Raw genomic sequence first — 17,665 nt, 5'->3', positions numbered from 1 at the left:
ATGACAATTCCCACCACCACCGCTGCGACCATCACGCTTGCCGAGGCGATGGAATTCGCCTGGACTGAGGCCGATCTGCTCGACCACGCCGTCTATGAGGAGTGGCTGGCGCTGTGGACCGACGACGCCCGCTACATCGTGCCTATCGAACCCGGCGTCACCGATTTCGAGAACGCCGTGAACTACGCCTATGACGATCACGAGATGCGCAAGAAGCGCGTCGACCGGCTGCTCAGCGGCCAGTCGGTCTCGGCCTCGCCGGTGGCCCGCACGGTGCGCTCGCTGTCGCGCTTCCGCCTGCTGCACGCGGACGAAGCCTCCTGCGAGCTGCGCTGCGCGCAGATCATCACCGAATATCGTCGCGGACGCGAGCGGACCTACACCGGCGACGTCACCTATCGTCTGGTGCGAGGTCCGACCGGTCTGCAGATCGCCCGCAAGGTGGTCTGGCTGATCAACTCCACCGAGGCGCTCGGCGGCATCGGCTACATCCTATGAGCGCCGCGGCGACGAGCGGGGGACGCGTCGCGCTGGTCACCGGCGGTGGCGGCGGCCTCGGCGAGATCATCGCCGGGGCGCTGCACGGCACGGGCTATCGGGTGGCGATCGGCGATATCAACGAGGCGGCGGCCAAGGCCGTCGCGGCCCGGCTCGACCCTGCCGGCAAATCTGCGATCGCGCTGAAGCTCGACGTTCGCCGCAAGAGCGACTTCGACGCCGCGCTGGCCGCGATCCTGGCGCGCTGGAATGCCGCGCATGTGCTGGTCAACAACGCCGCCGTCACCGTCGCCCGGCCGGTGATGGAGATCTCGCCGGAGGAATTCGACGAGGTGATCGCCGTCAATCTGCGCGGCACGTTTCTCGGCTGCCAGGTGTTCGGCGCTTACTTCCGCGATTCCGGCCACGGCCGGATCGTCAACATGGCGTCGCTCGCCGGCCAGAATGGCGGCACCGCCACCGGCGCGCACTACGCTGCGTCCAAGGGCGGCATCGTCACGCTGACCAAAGTATTCGCGCGCGATCTCGGCAAGGCCGGCGTCACCGTGAACGCGATCGCGCCCGGGCCGCTCGACCTGCCTATCGTGCACAAGACCGTGCCGGCCGAACGCTTCGCCGAGTTCAAGGCCAACATCCCGGTCGGCGACATCGGCGATCCCGCCTTCGTCGCTCAGCTCGTGCTGCAGCTGGCGTCGCCGGAATCCGGCTTCGTCTCCGGCGCGACCTGGGACGTCAATGGCGGCCTGTTCATGCGATGAGGCGGGCGATGATGACCACGGTCGAACGCAGCGAATTTCGCGAAGCGATGAGCCGGCTCGGCGCAGCCGTGAACATCATCACCACCGATGGCCCGGCCGGACTGCACGGGCTGACTGCATCCGCCGTGTGCAGCGTCACCGACGATCCGCCGACGTTGCTCGTGTGCGTCAACCGCGCCTCCAATGTCCACGCTGCGCTGTCGGCGAACGGCGTGCTGTGCGTCAACGTGCTGGCGAGCCGGCACCAGGATCTATCAAACTTGTTCGGCAAGGGCGGCATTCCGGTGGAAGACCGCTTTGCCGGCGCGCAGTGGCGCATGTTGACTACCGGCGCGCCGGCGCTTGCCGACGCCGTGGTCAGCCTCGACTGCACCGTCGCGCAGATCACCGAGGTCGGCACCCACAGCGTGTTCTTCTGCCGCGTGCAGGCGATCGCGCTCGGCGCCCATCCCGAAGGGCTGATCTACTTCAACCGCGCCTATCACGATCTCGCGCCGCCCGCGCCCGCCCTCCATCACGCCTGCACGCCATAACGCGCCTTCCGAATCTCCCGATCAACCGAGGAACCCAGATGGATCTCGACCAGCTCGCCGCCACCGTGACCGCCCTGCAGGACGAGGTGGCGACCTTGCGCGCAGAGGCCGACATACGCCGCATCCAGGCGCGCTACATGTTCCTGTGCGACACGCCCTGCCCCGAATTCGGCGTCGACAATGACGACGAGCGGATCGAGCGAATCCTCGACCTGTACACCGAGGACGCGATCTGGGAAGGCGTCGGCGCTTACTACGACAATCAGTTCGGCCGCAGCGTCGGCAAGGACGCGATCCGCAAGCACTTCGAGGCGTTCTGGGGACCGACCCGGGTTCCGGGACTGGTGCTGAACGTGCACTATCTCACCTCCGAGCAGATCCATGTCCGCGGCGACGAGGCCGACGGCCAGTGGGTGCACTGCCAGCCCTGGATCTTCACCGACGGCTCCGCGATGCTGCGCTCGAGCCGGCTGAACAATCTGTTCCGCAAGGAGGACGGCGTGTGGAAGGTCGCGCGCACCCGCACCGAAAATCTGTTCGTCGCGCCGCTAAAGCCGGGCTGGGCCGAAAGCGTGCCGGAGAAATCCGTGCTGATGCGGCCGTGACCCGTCCACCCGATTCGGACGACAAGAGAGGATTCGCGATGACCACGACGACGCCCGCTTTCGCCGACGCCGTACCGCTCGAGGCCGACGCACTGCACCGCCTGCTGCAGGCCTGGTTCCGCGCCGAGGGCAGCGACGATCCGGCGGCGATCCGCGCGCGCTTCGACGAAGGCTTCAACATGGTGACGCCAGCCGGCAAGGTGCTGCCGTTCGATCAGTTCTCCGCCGGCCTGCCCACCATGCGCGGCTCGCGCCCGACGCTGATCATGGAGATCAGCGACGTCGTGGTGCGCTACCAGGACGAGACCACGGCGGTCGTCACCTATCGCGAACGCCAGATCCAGGACAGCGGCACCACCGACCGGCTCTCCACCGCGCTGCTGATCAAGCGCGACGACCGCCCGACGCCGGTCTGGCGGCATCTGCAGGAGACCTGGATGACACCGTGACCGCCGTCACGCCCGATACGACAGAGCGACTGCAGGGACACCCGATGGCCGAGGCCGAGATGTGGAAGACCTATCGCTACAACGGCTTCCGGGTGATCGTCATCCAGCAATGGGACGACCCATTCGGCCGCCGCATGATCCGGATCGAGAGCATCGACGACGGCGGCGCCCACGCCACCGGCCTGTTTGAGGCGGATTTTCTGAAGGAGGCCGAGCCGGAATGACGGGGGGTTGATCGGGCGCTGGGTTGCTAGCGAAATGCCGTTCACGGCCTCGCCGGGCCCGCTCAGACCTCGTCAGGATCGACTTCAGCAAGGATCGGCTCTTCGCCGAACGGGCGGTTGATGATGGCGAGAGCTTCTGAAGCCGCGTAGACCCGGTTGCGCGCGTATCCGGTCTTTTCTTGCAGGATGCCGACTTCCTGTAATTGCGCGATCGCCTGATTGATCTGCGCTGGGGTGACATCAAGGAGCTGGCCGAGGCGCTTTGCCGTCACCACCGGATAGTTGTGAAGTTCATCCAGAGTGCGCAGCGCCGCAGACCCCTTTCGGAATTTTCGGCGCCTCCTCCAGCGCTCGGAGAGCTGAGACAGGGCCGCCCGCGTGCGCATCAGCTCTTCGACAGTGCCGGTCACAGCGTCGGCCATGAAGGTGATGATGGGCTCCCAATCGAGCCGCTGCTGAGCGTCTTTCAGCGATGCGTAGTACGCGCCTTTCCGGCTTTCGATGTAAGGCGAGAGATACAGCGGCACATGTTTTTCGGCAGCCATCATCAGTGGAAGCAGGAGGCGACCGACACGTCCATTGCCGTCGCGGAACGGGTGCACGGCTTCGAAATGGGTGTGCGCGATCGCCATGCGCGTGATGAACCCCTGAGTCATCTGCTGCATGCCCTCATTCCGAAGATAGTCGACCGTCTGGGCGAGGCAGTCCGGAACATCGGCAGGCGGCGGGGGATTGAGGCTCGAATATGCGATGTCCTTGTTTCCACCGATCCACACGACGCGGGTTCTGAATTCTCCAGGAACGTCCTGATAGTCAGGGTCGTCCTTCATCACGGCGCGATGGAGATCCTTGATCAAGTCCATCGTGAAGACGCCGTATCCGTCCTTGGCGGCCTTCGGGATGAACCCATCCAATGCGACCGCGTAGTTGCGGACCTGTCGCGCTTCGTCGCGGGCACCGTCGTCGCCCGTCTCCTCGACGAAGAGCAGCTCGTCGAGGGTGCTTTGTGTCCCCTCGATCGAAGACGAACTGACCGCCTCGCGCCGGGTCAGGACCCTGCTCACGATGTAGGGGTCTTTCATCTGGGCCGCGATCGCGTTGACCTTGCCGAACGCCGCTTGGGCGGTTTCAAGGGCTGTGGTCGCCCCGGGCGCAACTACGCCACCTTCAGGGGGCGCCGGCGGGACGACCCCGTAATGGGCCTCAAAGGGCGGCGGCAGCCGTTTCAGGGTCTCGCGGATCGTGTGACTGAGATCGCTGCGTTTCATCGGAACCCAAACTAAGAGCCGAATTCCTAATCTATAATTTGGTTTTTATAAAAAAACCATAACATGATGCGATCGCGGCGGCGCTTGATTTGGCTTTTTGCCTTAGCCAGCATCCCCCGCCATGGCTGCTGCACGTGCCAACAGATGCGATATCGCCCGCAGCGGGCCGACGCTATCGGGCCACGCCGATCTGAAAGAGGATTTGGCAACACGGGAGGACAAAGCCGCTGGAGCGGGCGAAGGGAATCGAACCCTCGTATGCAGCTTGGGAAGCTGCCGTTCTACCATTGAACTACGCCCGCGCACCTGGCCGCGAAGCGGCCGGCTCTCCTGATCTAGCCGAGACGGCGGCCGCCGCCAAGGGGCTGCGACGCGATCCGCTGACGCGGCCGTTTTGGCCACCCGACGGATTTCGCAATGCAAACGGCGCCGACGGATTCTGAAGTTAACGATTCGCTAAGAATCCAGATGCGCGCTCGCCTACCGTTGCTATAGTTGGGCCATGGTGGGGCCGGCGTACGCGATCTTCGACACGTTGATGGGCCGGTGCGGGATCGCATGGGGCGATGACGGCATCCTGGCCGTCCAGCTCGCCGAGAGCCGCGAGATCGACACCCGCCGCCGCCTGCTGCGGCAATGTCCCGACGCCCGCGAGAGCCGGCCGACCCCAGAGGCCGCGGGCGCGATCGCCGGCATCGCCGCCATCCTGCGGGGCGCGCCGGCGGATTTTTCCGACATTCAGCTCGATCTTGGCGGCCTGCCCGCGTTCGACTGCCGGGTCTATGACGCCATCCGGGCGATCCCGCGCGGCGAGACCGCCACCCACGCCGACCTCGCCCAGCGGGTCGGCTCGTCCGGTGCGCTGCATGCGGTCGGGCATGCGATCCGCCGCAATCCGTTCGCGCTGATCGTGCCGTGCCATCGCGCGCTGCAGACCGCCGGCGACACCAGCGGCATCTGCGCCAACGGCGGCGTCATCACCCGGCGCCGGTTGCTGGCGATGGAAGGGGCGCTCGCCGCCGGCGGCCCGAGCCTGTTCGACGTGCTACTCGCCGCCGCGCCGCGCCAGCCCGAGCGCTGAGCGCAGCGTCCTCAGCCGACGATCGTCGGCGGGGTGATCACCGCGATCTTCTTCGGCTCCCACCGCGTCACCAGAACGCTGAAGGCGCAGCCGAGGCCGAGCAGCACCATCGAGGCGGCCGCGAGCGCGAAGAAGTTGGCGGCGGTGCCGTGATTGACCGTCAGCAGCCAGCCGCCGATGACGACGAAGATCAGCCGCACGGTCTGCGCCAGCACCGGCCCGAGCACCTTGGCGGCCCCCTGGGCGGAGAAGTACAGCGAGATCGACAGGCCGATGAACGCATAGAACGGCGCCGCCGCCTGCAAATAGCGCTCGCCGGCGAGCTTGACGTCCGGGTCGCTGGTGAAGAGATCGACCCACAGATGTGGAAAGAACGCGATCGCGCTGCCGACCACGCCGACGGTGAGAAACGACACCAGCGCCGCGGTCCAGGCAATGCGCCGCGCCCGCTTGATCTGCCCGGCGCCGATCGCCATGCCGATCATCGGCACCGAGGCGATGCCGACCGCGAACGCCATCGATGTCAGCATGAATTCGAGCCGCGCGCCGATGCCGAAGCCGGCGAGGATCGCGGTGCCGAAATGCGCCAGCATGTGGGTGAAGATGATGATGGTGAGTACCGATTGCAGCGGCGTGAAGCACGCCACCGCGCCGACCTTGAGGATGTCGACGAACATCCCTCGCTCGATCTGCAGCCCCTTGAGGGTGGGCTGCACCCGGGCACGGCCGGAGAAGATGTACCAGGCCATCACCGCGGTGCCGGTCGAGAATGCGATCAGTGTGCCGGCCGCGACGCCCGGCATGCCGAAGCTCGGAATCGGCCCGAACCCAAGCCCGAGCACGCCGCCGAGCACGACCTGCAGCATCGCCGAAATCAGGATCATCAGCGACGGCAGCTTCATATTGCCGGTGCCGCGCAGGATCGCCGCGAGCGTATTCATCAGCCACGGCACCACCGCGCCGGCGAAGAAGATCTGGACGTAGCCGATCGCCTGCGCCAGCACGTTGCCGCGTCCGCCGAGCAGCTCCAGCGCCCTGGCGCCGAAGATCAGCATGCCGAGCGTGAAGACCAGGCCGAAGCACAGTCCGATCAGCAGCGCGTGCATGGCCAGCGTGGCGGCACGATCCCGATCGCCGGAACCGAGCGCGCGGGCAATCGCGGAAGCGACGCCGCCGCCCATCGCGCCGCCCGACATCGTCATCGTCAGGATCACGAACGGGAACACCAGCGCCATGGCAGCCAGCGCCTCGGTGCCGAGCCGGCCGATATAGGACGTCTCCGCCACCACCACGCAGGTGCCGGCGGTGAGCGCCAGCATGTTGGGCCAGGACAGCCGCAGCAGCGTCGGCAGGATGGCGTCGTCAAGCAGCGGATTTTTCGGCGGAGGCGGCGGCTCGGCACCGGGCCGCAGCAGCGGCTCGGCCGCAACGGGCGGCAATTCGGCGACGGCGACGTCGGACATCGTTTCCTCCGGGGCCCGATCTGACTGCCGTGCCTCGGCTCGTTCCTAGCATTGATCGGCCGCAAAGCGAGCGCGCCGGACGCATAGGTGAAAGCCGGAGAGATCAGGGCGCCGTCAACCGACCCGCCAGACCAGCGACGACACGCCGGCGGGCTGCGACAACCCGGCCGCGATCCGCCGCCCGCAAGCCGCAGCCAGTCCCTCGACCAACCCCTCCAGCACCCGCACGCAGGCCGGATGGACATCATCTACGCCGTCCATCAGCGTCCAGCGCTGCTGTCGCAGCTCGAAGCCGTCGCCGGTGTCGCGCAACTCGGCCTCGTCACCCTGTGCGGCGAGCAGCGCCTGCAGCAGCCGCGCAAACCCCGCCGTGTCGCGTCCGGTTTCGCCGAGACCGGGGGCGAGGTCGTCGTACGACTGCATGCCGATCAGCTTGCCGGTGAGGTGCAGCAGATAGCCGGCATCGATCGGGCCGAACAGCTGCACGGCGACCGGAGCGGCGGTGCGGACATATTCCATCGCGTAGTTGCGGTAGGCCTTCTCCAGCCGCGGCCGCGGCCAGCTCTCGACCGGCAGCGCCGGCGCCTGCGCGGCATCGAACAGCGGCGCTTCGAGATGCCGCGCGAACACCACGCGCTGGTCCGGCTCGAGCGGATGATCGTCGTCGTAGTAATAGCCTTCGAGCCCGTCCTGGCCGTCGACGCTCTGCTTGGTGCAGACGAAGCCCAGGCTGGGGTGGCCGAGCGCGATGCCGTTATTGCCGTGCCAGCCGCGCAGCATCGCCTTGGACACCTCGCCCGGCACGCCGCAGATCGCCGTCCCGCGCCAGATCCAGCGCGGCGGCGGGTAGCGGATCCACGCCTTGCGGTCGCTCTCATGCATGTATTCGACGTGGACGCCGCCGATCCAGTTCGACAGATAGTGATACTGCGCGGCCGCGACCGCAGGCGGCAGATGGCTCAGGCCTAGCTTGGCGAGGCCGGGGACGAACCTTTCCTGCTGCTGGCGGCGAAACACCCTGAACACGAATTCGGCGGCGTCCGGCGTGCCGCGCCGGCTGACCAGTGTCAGCACCAGCCCGGTGAAGCAGGCGTGGTACAGATCAGCCACGCTGCGCCAGCGCCGCCACTGCGCCTTGCGTTCGGCGTCGGACATTTCGTCTCCCGTTCCCGCAGCCATCTTTGTCATTTTGTCGCTGCGTCATCACAGCAGGCCGCCTCACAGATTTTTCATGGCCTTTAGGCGAACGCAACCCTGGCTGCGCTATTGGCGTGCCGTGGTTCCTGAGTGGAGAAAATTGATGCGCCGACCCGTCACGATCAGCCGCCTTGCCTTGTGTCTCGCCGTGACGCTGCCGCTGGCGGCCTGCGGCGACCAGACCCAGATCGCAAAGGGTGAAGATTACGGTCCGTCGCCGAAGCTGCCGGAGCCGAAGAGCCAGCTGCTGCCGACCGTCAACATCGCTCCGGCGGTCCGCTTCGCCGAGGGTGCCAAGCCGAAGCCGGCGGACAGCCTGGCGGTGACGGCGTTTGCCCAGGGGCTCGACCATCCGCGCACGCTGCACGTGCTGCCGAACGGCGACGTGCTGGTCGCCGAGACCAATGCGCCGGAGCGCCCTGAGCAGGGCAAGACGATCAAGCGCATCGTCGCCGAGTATGTGATGGGCCGGGCCGGCGCCCGCACGCCGAGCGCCAACCGCATCACCCTGCTGCGTGACGCCGACGGCGACGGCGTGGCGGAACTCCGCACCACGTTCCTCGACGGCCTGAATTCGCCGTTCGGCATGGCGCTGGTCGGCACCGACTTCTACGTCGCCAACACCGACGGTATCATGCGCTTCACCTACAATCCGGGCGATACGCGTATCACCACGCCCGGCACCAAGCTCGCCGAGCTGCCCGGCGGTCCGCTCAACCATCACTGGACCAAGGACCTGGTGGCGAGCCCGGACGGCAGCAAGCTGTATGCGACCGCCGGCTCCAACAGCAATGTCGGCGAACATGGCATGGACCAGGAGGTCAACCGCGCCGCGGTGATCGAAGTCGATCGCCAGAGCGGCGCGACGCGGCTGTTCGCGACGGGCCTGCGCAATCCGAACGGCCCGGCCTGGGAGCCTCAGACCGGCAAGCTGTGGGTCGTGGTCAACGAGCGCGACGAGATCGGCAGCGATCTGGTGCCGGACTACATGACCTCGGTGCAGGACGGCGCGTTCTATGGCTGGCCCTACAGTTATTTCGGCCAGAACGTCGACGAGCGGATAAAGCCGCCGCGTCCCGATCTCGTGGCCAAGGCGATCAAGCCGGACTACGCGCTCGGCAACCACACCGCCTCGCTCGGCCTCGCCTTCAACACCGGCGACCTGTTCCCCGCCGAGATGAAGGGCGGCGCCTTCGTCGGCCAGCACGGCTCGTGGAATCGCAAGCCGCATTCCGGCTACAAGGTGATCTACGTGCCGTTCAAGGACGGCCAACCCTCCGGTCCGCCGCGCGACATCCTCACCGGCTTCCTCAACGACAAGGGCGAAGCCCTCGGCCGCCCTGTCGGCGTCGCGCTCGACCAGCGCGGCGCCCTGCTGGTCGCCGACGATGTCAGCAACTCGGTGTGGCGGGTGAAGCCAGCGGGCAGCGAGCAGGCGGCGAGGTAGCGTAGCGCGGGCTCATTGCGGGTGGATCTCGATCGGCCTAGACTTATGCGCAATTGAACTCCCACGCGGGCCTGAAACACCATGGGCATTGCGGTTCCGGAAACAATTTCTGGCCAGATGTCGGTCGCCGAATTCCGTTCCTTCCAGGAGCGGCGACCGGACCATGAGCGGTGGGAGCTGTTGGCAGGTGTGCCGATGATGATGACGCCGCCAACGCTGGTCCACAATCGGATTGCCTCCAACCTCGAACGCGTGCTCAACGCAAAACTTGAGCAGCGGAATGCGCCGTGGGTTGCCGTGCAGCGCCCCGGACTTGAGTTCAATTCCGGCAACTACCGCCCCGAACCGGATGTGGCGGTGATCGATGCAGATTTCGACGAGGACCAGCGCTTTGTAAGCCGCGCCTACCTTCTCGCGGAAATCGTATCGATCAGCGACGAGATTGGGGTGCCGAAGCTGCGGGAGCCATGGATCGACGTCAAACGGCGGATCTATCGCGCGCACGCCCTTTGCGAGGCTGTCTTGATCATTCAGCAGGACCGTATTGAAGCCGAGGTCGACCTCAGGATCGGCGATGACTGGCAGTCGTCAACGCTGAGCGGAGGCGAGGCCGAACTACATCTTCCCGCGTTCGGCGTGAGATGCCCGCTTGGCGAACTCTACGACGGCACACCGCTCCGACCACGCAAGCAGAGGCCGTAGGGTGGGCAGAGCGAAGCGTGCCCACCATCGTTGCGAAGGATCAAAGTTGAAGGCGACCCGCGTGGGCACGGCGCTGCGCGCCTTTGCCCACCCTACGGATGCGACACTGACTACACCTTGAAATGCTTGCTCAGCTTCAGGCTCTGGCCCTGATAGTTCGAGCCGATGCGCTGGCCGTACATCGCGTCGGGGCGCGACAGCATTTTTTCATAGATCAGACGGCCGACGATCTGGCCGTGTTCGAGGATGAACGGCACTTCGCGCGAGCGGACTTCCAGTACCGCGCGTGAGCCGAGGCCGCCGGCGCCCTCGTAACCGAAACCGGGGTCGAAGAAGCCGGCATAGTGCACGCGGAACTCACCGACCAAGGGATCGAACGGCACCATCTCGGCGGCGTAGTCCGGCGGCACCTGCACGGCTTCCTTCGACGCCAGGATGTAGAACTCGCCGGGATCGAGGATCAGCGTGCCGTCCGGCCGCGCCGCGATCGGCTCCCAGAACTCGCCGACTGCGTAGCCGCCGCGGCGGTCGATATCGACCACGCCGGTGTGCCGCTTGGCGCGGTATCCAACGAAGCCGTTGGCATTGGCGCCGGACAGGTCGACGCTGAGCGCGACGCCGCCGTTGAGGTCAGCGTCGTCGCTGTCCACCAGTCGCTCGGCATCGTGCAGCGCGTCGAGTTCGTCGGCGTCGAGCGTCGCGTGCCCCACACGGAAGCGGACCTGCGACAGCCGCGATCCCTCGCGCAGCAGCACCGGGAAGGTCTTGGGGCTGATCTCGGCGTAAAGGGGACCGTGATAGCCGGCGCCGATCATGTCGAACCGGCGGGTGCCGTCGGCGATCACGCGCGTGAACACGTCGAGCCGACCGGTCGAGCTTTTCGGATTGGCGGCGGCGACGATATTGCGCGGCAGCGCCAGACTCTCCAGCAGCGGCACGATGTAGACGCAGTTGGTCTCGAGCACAGCGCCGTCCGACAGGTCGATCTCGTGCAGCTTCAATTCGTCGATCCGCTCGGCCACCGTGCAGTCCGGTCCCGGCAGGAAGCTGGCGCGGACCCGGTAGGCGATGCCGCCGAGCCGCAGGTCGAGGCTCGCCGGCTGGATCTGGCTTTCGACGAACGGATATTCAGGCAGGATCAGCCCGGCCTCGGTCATCGCCGCAATCATACGGTCGGGTAAAATCCCATCGGCATTGGGCGGCAACGCAAACGGCACGGCGGCGATCCTCACGACGGCGCTGGCCGCCAGACGTGGAAAATACTGGATTTCATCGGTTATCCGAAGGCCGGCTTGACGGGAAGTGTGCGGAGGATTATGAGCCAACTTATCCCGTGGTGATTTGAGCCGGCCGGCTTGCAGCCACGTTAAACAAGTCGCTAAACAGGCCGGGGACAGTGTGATCCCGGCTTGTGGAAATTTTTCCAGGCCGGTTTTTTTGTGCCCGCATCAGTCGGTGTGGTCACGACGGAGACCACATGTCCGAGACCCATACGCCCGATCAAAAGCCCGCCGATTCGAAGCCCTCGATCGCCATCCCCGACACCGCGCATTATCGCCGCGAGACCCGGCTGGTGCATTCCGGCAGCCTGCGCTCGCAATATGGCGAGACCTCCGAAGCGCTGTTTCTCACCCAGGGCTTCGTCTACGACAGCGCCGAGCAGTGCGAGGCGCGCTTCACCGGCGACGACGCCGGCTTCCAGTATTCGCGGTTCTCCAATCCGACGGTGTTCAGCTTCGAGCAGCGGATGGCGGAGTTCGAGGGTGCCGAGACCGCACGCGCCACCGCCACCGGCATGGCCGCCGTGACTGCAGCTATCCTGGCGCCGCTGCGCGCCGGCGATCACGTCGTGGCCTCGAAGGCGATGTTCGGCTCGTGCCGCTACGTGGTCGAAGACCTGTTACCGCGCTATGGCATCGAGTCGACGCTGGTCGACGGCCTCGATCTCGACCAGTGGCAGCGTGCCGTGCGGCCGAACACCAAGACGTTCTTCCTCGAAAGCCCGACCAATCCGACGCTCGACGTGCTCGACATCGGCGCGATCGCCGAGATCGCCCATGCGGGCGGCGCGCGCCTCGTCGTCGACAACGTGTTCGCGACGCCGATCTGGCAGAGCCCGCTCGAACTCGGCGCCGACGTCGTGGTTTACTCCGCCACTAAGCACATCGATGGCCAGGGCCGCTGTCTCGGCGGCGTGGTGCTGTCGTCGCAGGCGTTCATCGAGGAACACATCCAGATGTATCTGCGCCAGACCGGCCCGTCGCTGTCGCCGTTCAACGCCTGGGTGCTGCTGAAGGGTCTCGAGACCTTGAGCGTACGGGTTCGCCAGCAGACCGAGACCGCCGCAGCGATCGCCGACGCGCTCGCAGGCCATCCGAAGATCGGCCGGCTGATCTATCCCGGCCGCGCCGACCATCCACAGGCCGCCACCGTGAAGAAGCAGATGGGCGCCGGCTCGACGCTGATCGGCTTCGAGGTGAAGGGCGGCAAGGCCGAGGCGTTCCGCTTCCTCAACGGACTGAAGCTGATCAAGATCAGCAACAATCTCGGCGATGCCAAGAGCCTCGTCACCCATCCGGCGACGACCACGCATCAGCGGCTGAAGCCGGAGGCCCGTGCCGAACTCGGAATCAGCGAAGGCTTCATCCGCTACTCGGCCGGCCTCGAGCACAAGGACGATCTGATCGAGGATCTGACCGCGTCGCTGGAGAAGGTGTGAGTTCGAGAGTCTCCGCCGAGCGCACCGAACAGATCGCCCGCGAGGCCGTGTAGTTCCATTATCACTTCGGTCATGGCCGGGCTTATCGCGGCCATGGCGGGGGCATATCATCGATCAATACGATCGCCGACTACGCGGCGCTCGCGCGCGATTAGTTGCAGCGGCAGCACACACGGAACTCGCAGGCGTCGACATGCCGCAGTTGCGAAGGGTCGCGGCGGCGTCCGGCGATGCTATCACCTGCGAGCTGCCTCGGTGACGACGCAGCGATGGGTCCGACCATGTCGCGGCCGCGCCGACGCCGCGCTCGCGCAAGGTGATGGTCGAGGCGCTGCCGTCAGCAAGCAAAGTCAGCGAAGCCGAACATCCCGATGAAATTCTCCGCCCTGCTTGTTCTCGCTGCCGCCGCGCTCACGCTCGGCGGCTGCGTCACCAATTCACGATCGTCGATCGGGATCGCGCCGTCGCTGGTCAGCCCGGCAGTCGCGGCTCGTTACGCTGCGATCGACACCGAAAAGTTTCCGATAGACGGCATCGATGCCGGCGACCTCAACCCGGCTTATGTGCGGCAGGTGGTGGACTACACCGGCAGCGAGCGCCCCGGAACCATCGTAGTCGAGCCGCGCAAGCGGTTCCTTTATCTGGTGCTGGAGGACGGCAAGGCGCTGCGCTACGGCGTCGGCGTCGGCAAGGCCGGGCTGGCCTTCACCGGCACAGCTGAGGTCGGGCGCAAGGCCGAGTGGCCGAACTGGGCCCCGACCGCCAACATGATCGCGCGTGAGCCGGAGCGCTACGGCAAGCTCGCCGGCGGCATGTCGGGCGGCGTCAACAATCCGCTCGGGCCGCGGGCGCTGTATCTCTACCGCGGCGGCAAGGACACGATGTTCCGCATCCACGGCACCACCGAGCCGTGGACGATCGGCGAGGCGGTGTCGTCCGGCTGCATCCGGATGCTCAACCAGGACGTCGTGGATCTCTACGAGCGGGTGCCGGCAGGTTCCAAGGTGGTGGTGCGCTGAGAAACTGGCCTCGGCTCACATCGGCCGATACGCGCGGATATCGGCCGGCACGGTGACGCCGAGCTTGATCTGGCCGACCGAGCGGATGATGTCGTCGGCCAGCAGTTGGGCGAAGCAGGCGTAACCCCAATCGTTCATGTGCAGCCCGTCGGCGATGACGAAGCTGTCGAACGGCAGCGCCTGTCGTTCGTGCCATTCCTTCATCACTTCGAAGCGCGGAAAGATTCCGACGCGGCGCAGCTCGGCGAGCCGGCCGAGCGCTGCAATCATCTTGCCGGCGCTCTCGGCCCGTTCGTTGACGCGCGGCGCGTATTGCGGGTCGACCAGCACGATGTCGGCGCCGGCGGCCTGGATCGCCGCGATGCCTTCCTCGACCAGCTTGCCGGTCTCGGCCGGATCGAGGTTGCGCAGAATCGCATTGGTGCCGACCTGCCAGATCACCAGATCCGGCTTGGCGTCGAGCACCGTGGTCTTCAGCCGCGCCATCATCTCGGGCGCGTCCTCGCCGCCCTTGCCGCTGTTGATGACGGTGATTTCGGCGGTCGGATACTGCCGGCGCAGACGCTCTGCGAGACGGTTGGGATAGTTGTGGGCCGGTGAGCTCGAGCCGTAGCCCTGGGTCGAGGACGACCCGAACGCCACGATCACCACGGGCTCGCCGTTGACCAGCTTGCGGGCAACGTGGGGTAGCGACCCCATCGACTTGCTGCCGCCCTTCGGAGGCAGGCAGGGTACGCGGGTGAGAATATCGCCTGCCTGTTTGGCGGCCTGCTTGACCCTATCGATGGCCTGCCCGGCGATGCCTTTCTGGGCGGGAGCGGCTGTCGGCGCTTCTTCAGTGGGAGCCGGCGTCCGATCGGCATGGGCCGGCGCAGGCTCGGGACGGGCGGTCTGCGCCAGGGCACCCGAGGTCAGACCACCAAACGCCAAAGCCGCCCAGATAGCCAGGGCGGCGGACTTTAAACCAACTCGTCGCCTCATCTTAACGCAGCGTCCTCAACTCCAACGGATTGATATGCGTTGCATCGAGCACGAAAGTCGATAACGCACGTGCAAGGCAGCCGTGAACCCGCATCGCGAGGTCGATGCCCGGCGAGGGGCTGAACAGGTCGAACTCGCCGGTCTCGTTCCAGTGCCGCATCAGGGCGAAGCGATCGAACAACGGCACGTCGTGTTCCTGCGCCACCACCCGCATATTGTCCAAATACGGCGTGGGATTGATCATCGTCTCGGTGCGCGGACTGTACTGCAGATTCATCAGGATGACGTCGGCGCCGGCCTTCTGCGAGGCTTCGATGCCTTCGCTGAGCGCGCTGCGGAAGTCCTCCGGATCAATCGACCGGATCGCATCGTAAGTGCCGGTCTGCCAGATCACCAGCGACGGCTTGCGCTCGGTGACGAGCGGGCCGATCGCCGAGGCGACCTCCGCGGCGGTGCGCTTCATCCGCATTTCAAGCGTGACGTTGACGGCGATGCCCGGCAGCTTGTCGCGCAGCAGCGTCTGCAGCCGCGCCGGATAGGCGGTGCTCTCCGCCGAGCTGATGCTGGAGGAGCGGCTGCCGATCACCAGGATGTCGAGCTTGCGGTCGTTCTTCAGCGACGCCACCACCCGGCCGATCTTCAGATCGGTGGCGAGCAGATAGGCCGGCGCCTCGCAGCCGACCGACGCCACCTCGGGCGCAGCCACCGCCGGCCCGCCGGCCAGCGCCAACCCCAAGGTCAGGCTCACGCCCAGCAATACGGCACGCAGTCTCGGACTGGCCATTCTGGCCATCATACATCGCCTCCCGCGAGGTCGGCGTCTGGCTTCCCCTTGGGGGCTCCACCTTTGACCACCTCGTTCTTGTACCACGAAAAAAGCCATGCCGCGGCGGACATGATGACGACCCCCGTCAGGCTGACAAAGAAGTGCATCACCGCGCCGCCCGAGATTTCGGCGAGCACGAAGTAGCCTGCGAAAGCAAGAAAAATGCCGATGCAGAAGATCTCGAGCGAGTGCTGGCCACACAGGATCAGAGGCCGCAGCCAGATCGAGTTCAAGCCCTGCCAATCCCGGTGCAGGAACCGCACCGTGATGGCCGCCAGCGCCAGAAAATGAGCGAACCGCAGCACGTCCAGGTTCGGCTTGTCGATCGGGTACATCCACTGTTCGAGCCATTTCGGCAGGGTATGGAACAGCTGCGGCATGTGCCAGGTCAGGGTGACGAAGAACGCTGCCAGCAGATAGGCCGCCGACACCCACAGCGTGACCCGCGACGCCAACACCCGGGACAACCGTTGCGCGCCGCCCATGGCACACCACACGCCAAACACGAACAGCAGCTGCCAGGCATACGGATTGAACGCCCAGACGCCGCTCGGATAGGCGGTGAGGTGCAGATCGAACTGCCAGGTCGCCGCATACAGTGCCGTGGACAGCGCCAGCGCGAGATCGGGCGAGCGCCGGGTGATCCAGAGGATCGCCGGCAGGAAGAACATCAGCACGATGTAGAGTGGCAGCACGTCCATGTTGACCGGGCGGAACCGCAGCAACAGCGCCTGGACGATGGTGACGTCGGGCTGCTTCAGGAAGTCCAGAATGCCCATTTCCTCGGTGTAGAGCGGGTTCTGGAAGCTGGTGGCGACGTAGGAAATCTCGGCCAGGAAGATCGTAAACAAGAAGACATGGGCGACGTAGATCTGCCAGACCCGCTTCATGATCCGGGCTGATGCCACCACGAAGCCCTGGTCGCGCATCGCCCGGCCATACACGAAGGCCGCGGTGTAGCCGGAGATGAAGATGAAAATCTCGGTGGCGTCGGAAAAGCCGTAATTGCGGATCGTCAGCCAGGTCAGCACGTTCGCCGGCAGGTGGTCGATGAAGATCAGCCACAGCGCCAGGCCGCGAAACAGGTCGAGCCGCAATTCGCGCTTCGGCGCGAGCTTACGGACGGCCGGCGCCAGCGGCGATGCAGGCGGTGGCGCGACGTCCGTCGGCGGCTTCGGATCCGCAGGCGGCGCTTCGACGACCGGTTCGGCGATGGAAGGTGGAGGAGTCATGGTGCTCCAGGCAGGCGCAGCGGCGCGCCATCGGGGCTGATATACTAGCCTGCCCGATCGCAGGCGAGAGCCACAACGGACGAGTGACGACCCGGCTGCCGGCCGGACGTGCCGGCGTCCCGCGCGGTGCGACCGGCGTCGACGCGGAACTACGCCGCAACTATGTTGAAACCGAGGTTCGCGTTATACGTAAAGTGAAAATCGTTCCGAGCGGCTGGTTTCAAAACGGAGTTTTGCGATATGATTGCGGTGCAAGCTGGAACGCCCCTCATGTACCGCGCCGTGACCCGCCAGATCGAGGTGACCGTCGAGCCAAACTACCTGCCGGAACGGTCCTCGGCCGAGAACCGCCAGTTCTTCTGGTCGTACACGGTTGTGATCACCAATTCGGGCGACGAGACCGTGCAACTGCGGACCCGGCATTGGGTGATCACCGACGCCTCCGGTCGGACCCAGGAGGTCCGCGGCGAAGGCGTGGTCGGTGAACAGCCGGTGCTCGCGCCCGGCGAGCGCTTCGAATACACCAGCGGCGTCCCCCTCCCCACCGCCTCCGGCTTCATGGCCGGCCGCTATCAGATGGAAAGCGAAACCGGCGAACGCTTCGAAATCGACGTCCCGGCGTTCTCGCTGGACAGCCCGGAGGGGAAGCGGACGTTGAATTAG

19 protein-coding genes, 1 tRNA gene and 1 riboswitch are annotated in these 17,665 nt (G+C 65.9%); of the genes, 12 read left to right on the top strand and 8 right to left on the bottom strand.

Annotated features, from left to right (window positions below; genetic code table 11):
* The 6 genes from LPW26_RS05055 to LPW26_RS05030 are packed head-to-tail and all read left to right on the top strand — an operon-like array spanning nt 1 to nt 3,067.
* Nucleotides 1-498, top strand: coding sequence for an aromatic-ring-hydroxylating dioxygenase subunit beta (locus tag LPW26_RS05055; protein WP_238733188.1), 498 nt, complete (start codon nt 1-3; stop codon nt 496-498).
* The gene (locus LPW26_RS05050) at nt 495-1,256 is read left to right on the top strand and encodes an SDR family NAD(P)-dependent oxidoreductase (RefSeq protein ID WP_238733187.1); all 762 of its coding nucleotides are present in this window, start codon (nt 495-497) and stop codon (nt 1,254-1,256) included. Before LPW26_RS05055 ends, LPW26_RS05050 begins: the two co-directional genes overlap by 4 nt.
* Before the next feature lie 8 nt (nt 1,257-1,264).
* The gene (locus LPW26_RS05045; protein ID WP_238733186.1) at nt 1,265-1,789 is read left to right on the top strand and encodes a flavin reductase; all 525 of its coding nucleotides are present in this window, start codon (nt 1,265-1,267) and stop codon (nt 1,787-1,789) included.
* Nucleotides 1,790-1,827: 38 nt separating this feature from the next.
* Nucleotides 1,828-2,394, top strand: a complete 567-nt coding sequence (locus tag LPW26_RS05040) for a nuclear transport factor 2 family protein (RefSeq protein WP_238733185.1) — start codon at nt 1,828-1,830, stop codon at nt 2,392-2,394.
* A gap of 38 nt (nt 2,395-2,432) precedes the next feature.
* Nucleotides 2,433-2,843, top strand: a complete 411-nt coding sequence (locus LPW26_RS05035) for a DUF4440 domain-containing protein (RefSeq protein WP_238733184.1) — start codon at nt 2,433-2,435, stop codon at nt 2,841-2,843.
* Nucleotides 2,840-3,067: a hypothetical protein gene (locus LPW26_RS05030; protein WP_238733183.1), complete on the top strand. Its 228-nt coding sequence runs from the start codon at nt 2,840-2,842 to the stop codon at nt 3,065-3,067. Before LPW26_RS05035 ends, LPW26_RS05030 begins: the two co-directional genes overlap by 4 nt.
* A 62-nt stretch (nt 3,068-3,129) precedes the next feature.
* Here the strand turns inward: LPW26_RS05030 and LPW26_RS05025 are convergent, their stop codons facing one another.
* Both LPW26_RS05025 and LPW26_RS05020 read right to left on the bottom strand, forming a co-directional pair.
* On the bottom strand, nt 3,130-4,335 hold the full coding sequence (locus tag LPW26_RS05025; protein WP_238733182.1) for a Fic family protein: 1,206 nt from the start codon (nt 4,333-4,335) through the stop codon (nt 3,130-3,132).
* Nucleotides 4,336-4,563: 228 nt separating this feature from the next.
* Nucleotides 4,564-4,637: transfer RNA gene (locus LPW26_RS05020), tRNA-Gly, on the bottom strand.
* 200 nt (nt 4,638-4,837) lie between these two features.
* On the opposite strand from LPW26_RS05020, the gene LPW26_RS05015 reads away from it, so the two are divergent.
* Entirely contained in the window at nt 4,838-5,416 is a 579-nt protein-coding gene (locus tag LPW26_RS05015; protein ID WP_238733181.1) for a methylated-DNA--[protein]-cysteine S-methyltransferase, read from the top strand.
* Nucleotides 5,417-5,427: 11 nt separating this feature from the next.
* On the opposite strand, the gene LPW26_RS05010 is transcribed toward LPW26_RS05015, so the two are convergent.
* Together LPW26_RS05010 and LPW26_RS05005 are read right to left on the bottom strand one after the other, a co-directional pair.
* Nucleotides 5,428-6,879: an MATE family efflux transporter gene (locus LPW26_RS05010; protein WP_238733180.1), complete on the bottom strand. Its 1,452-nt coding sequence runs from the start codon at nt 6,877-6,879 to the stop codon at nt 5,428-5,430.
* Nucleotides 6,880-6,993: 114 nt separating this feature from the next.
* Nucleotides 6,994-8,034 (bottom strand): hypothetical protein, encoded by a 1,041-nt coding sequence (locus tag LPW26_RS05005; RefSeq protein ID WP_238733179.1) that lies wholly within the window; start codon nt 8,032-8,034, stop codon nt 6,994-6,996.
* A gap of 145 nt (nt 8,035-8,179) precedes the next feature.
* Between LPW26_RS05005 and LPW26_RS05000 the strand changes: the two genes are divergently transcribed.
* Both LPW26_RS05000 and LPW26_RS04995 read left to right on the top strand, forming a co-directional pair.
* A complete protein-coding gene (locus LPW26_RS05000; RefSeq protein ID WP_238733178.1) occupies nt 8,180-9,523 on the top strand; it encodes a PQQ-dependent sugar dehydrogenase in 1,344 nt (447 codons plus the stop codon).
* An 81-nt stretch (nt 9,524-9,604) separates the two neighbouring features.
* On the top strand, nt 9,605-10,225 hold the full coding sequence (locus LPW26_RS04995) for a Uma2 family endonuclease (RefSeq protein WP_238733177.1): 621 nt from the start codon (nt 9,605-9,607) through the stop codon (nt 10,223-10,225).
* 110 nt (nt 10,226-10,335) lie between these two features.
* Here the strand turns inward: LPW26_RS04995 and LPW26_RS04990 are convergent, their stop codons facing one another.
* Nucleotides 10,336-11,442, bottom strand: coding sequence for a 2'-deoxycytidine 5'-triphosphate deaminase (locus LPW26_RS04990; protein WP_238733176.1), 1,107 nt, complete (start codon nt 11,440-11,442; stop codon nt 10,336-10,338).
* Nucleotides 11,443-11,548: 106 nt separating this feature from the next.
* Nucleotides 11,549-11,628, top strand: a riboswitch (SAM riboswitch).
* Between the two features lie 74 nt (nt 11,629-11,702).
* On the opposite strand from LPW26_RS04990, the gene LPW26_RS04985 reads away from it, so the two are divergent.
* Nucleotides 11,703-12,944, top strand: coding sequence for an O-succinylhomoserine sulfhydrylase (locus LPW26_RS04985; RefSeq protein ID WP_238733175.1), 1,242 nt, complete (start codon nt 11,703-11,705; stop codon nt 12,942-12,944).
* Between the two features lie 371 nt (nt 12,945-13,315).
* Nucleotides 13,316-13,963, top strand: a complete 648-nt coding sequence (locus LPW26_RS04980; RefSeq protein WP_238733174.1) for a L,D-transpeptidase — start codon at nt 13,316-13,318, stop codon at nt 13,961-13,963.
* A gap of 15 nt (nt 13,964-13,978) precedes the next feature.
* On the opposite strand, the gene LPW26_RS04975 is transcribed toward LPW26_RS04980, so the two are convergent.
* From LPW26_RS04975 to LPW26_RS04965, 3 genes are read right to left on the bottom strand one after another with little or no spacing between them, the layout of a single operon-like run.
* Entirely contained in the window at nt 13,979-14,944 is a 966-nt protein-coding gene (locus LPW26_RS04975; RefSeq protein WP_238733173.1) for an SGNH/GDSL hydrolase family protein, read from the bottom strand.
* A gap of 1 nt (nt 14,945) precedes the next feature.
* Nucleotides 14,946-15,728 (bottom strand): SGNH/GDSL hydrolase family protein, encoded by a 783-nt coding sequence (locus LPW26_RS04970; RefSeq protein ID WP_406677015.1) that lies wholly within the window; start codon nt 15,726-15,728, stop codon nt 14,946-14,948.
* 8 nt (nt 15,729-15,736) lie between these two features.
* Nucleotides 15,737-17,002 carry an OpgC domain-containing protein gene (locus tag LPW26_RS04965; RefSeq protein WP_238733172.1) on the bottom strand — a complete coding sequence of 422 codons (1,266 nt, stop codon included), beginning with the start codon at nt 17,000-17,002 and terminating at the stop codon, nt 15,737-15,739.
* 270 nt (nt 17,003-17,272) lie between these two features.
* Between LPW26_RS04965 and apaG the strand changes: the two genes are divergently transcribed.
* Nucleotides 17,273-17,665, top strand: a complete 393-nt coding sequence (gene apaG / locus LPW26_RS04960) for a Co2+/Mg2+ efflux protein ApaG (protein ID WP_238733171.1) — start codon at nt 17,273-17,275, stop codon at nt 17,663-17,665.

This window comes from Rhodopseudomonas infernalis (assembly GCF_022271405.1).
In the GTDB taxonomy this organism is placed as follows: domain Bacteria; phylum Pseudomonadota; class Alphaproteobacteria; order Rhizobiales; family Xanthobacteraceae; genus Rhodopseudomonas; species Rhodopseudomonas infernalis.
This window is presented reverse-complemented; position numbering and strand designations above follow the sequence as displayed.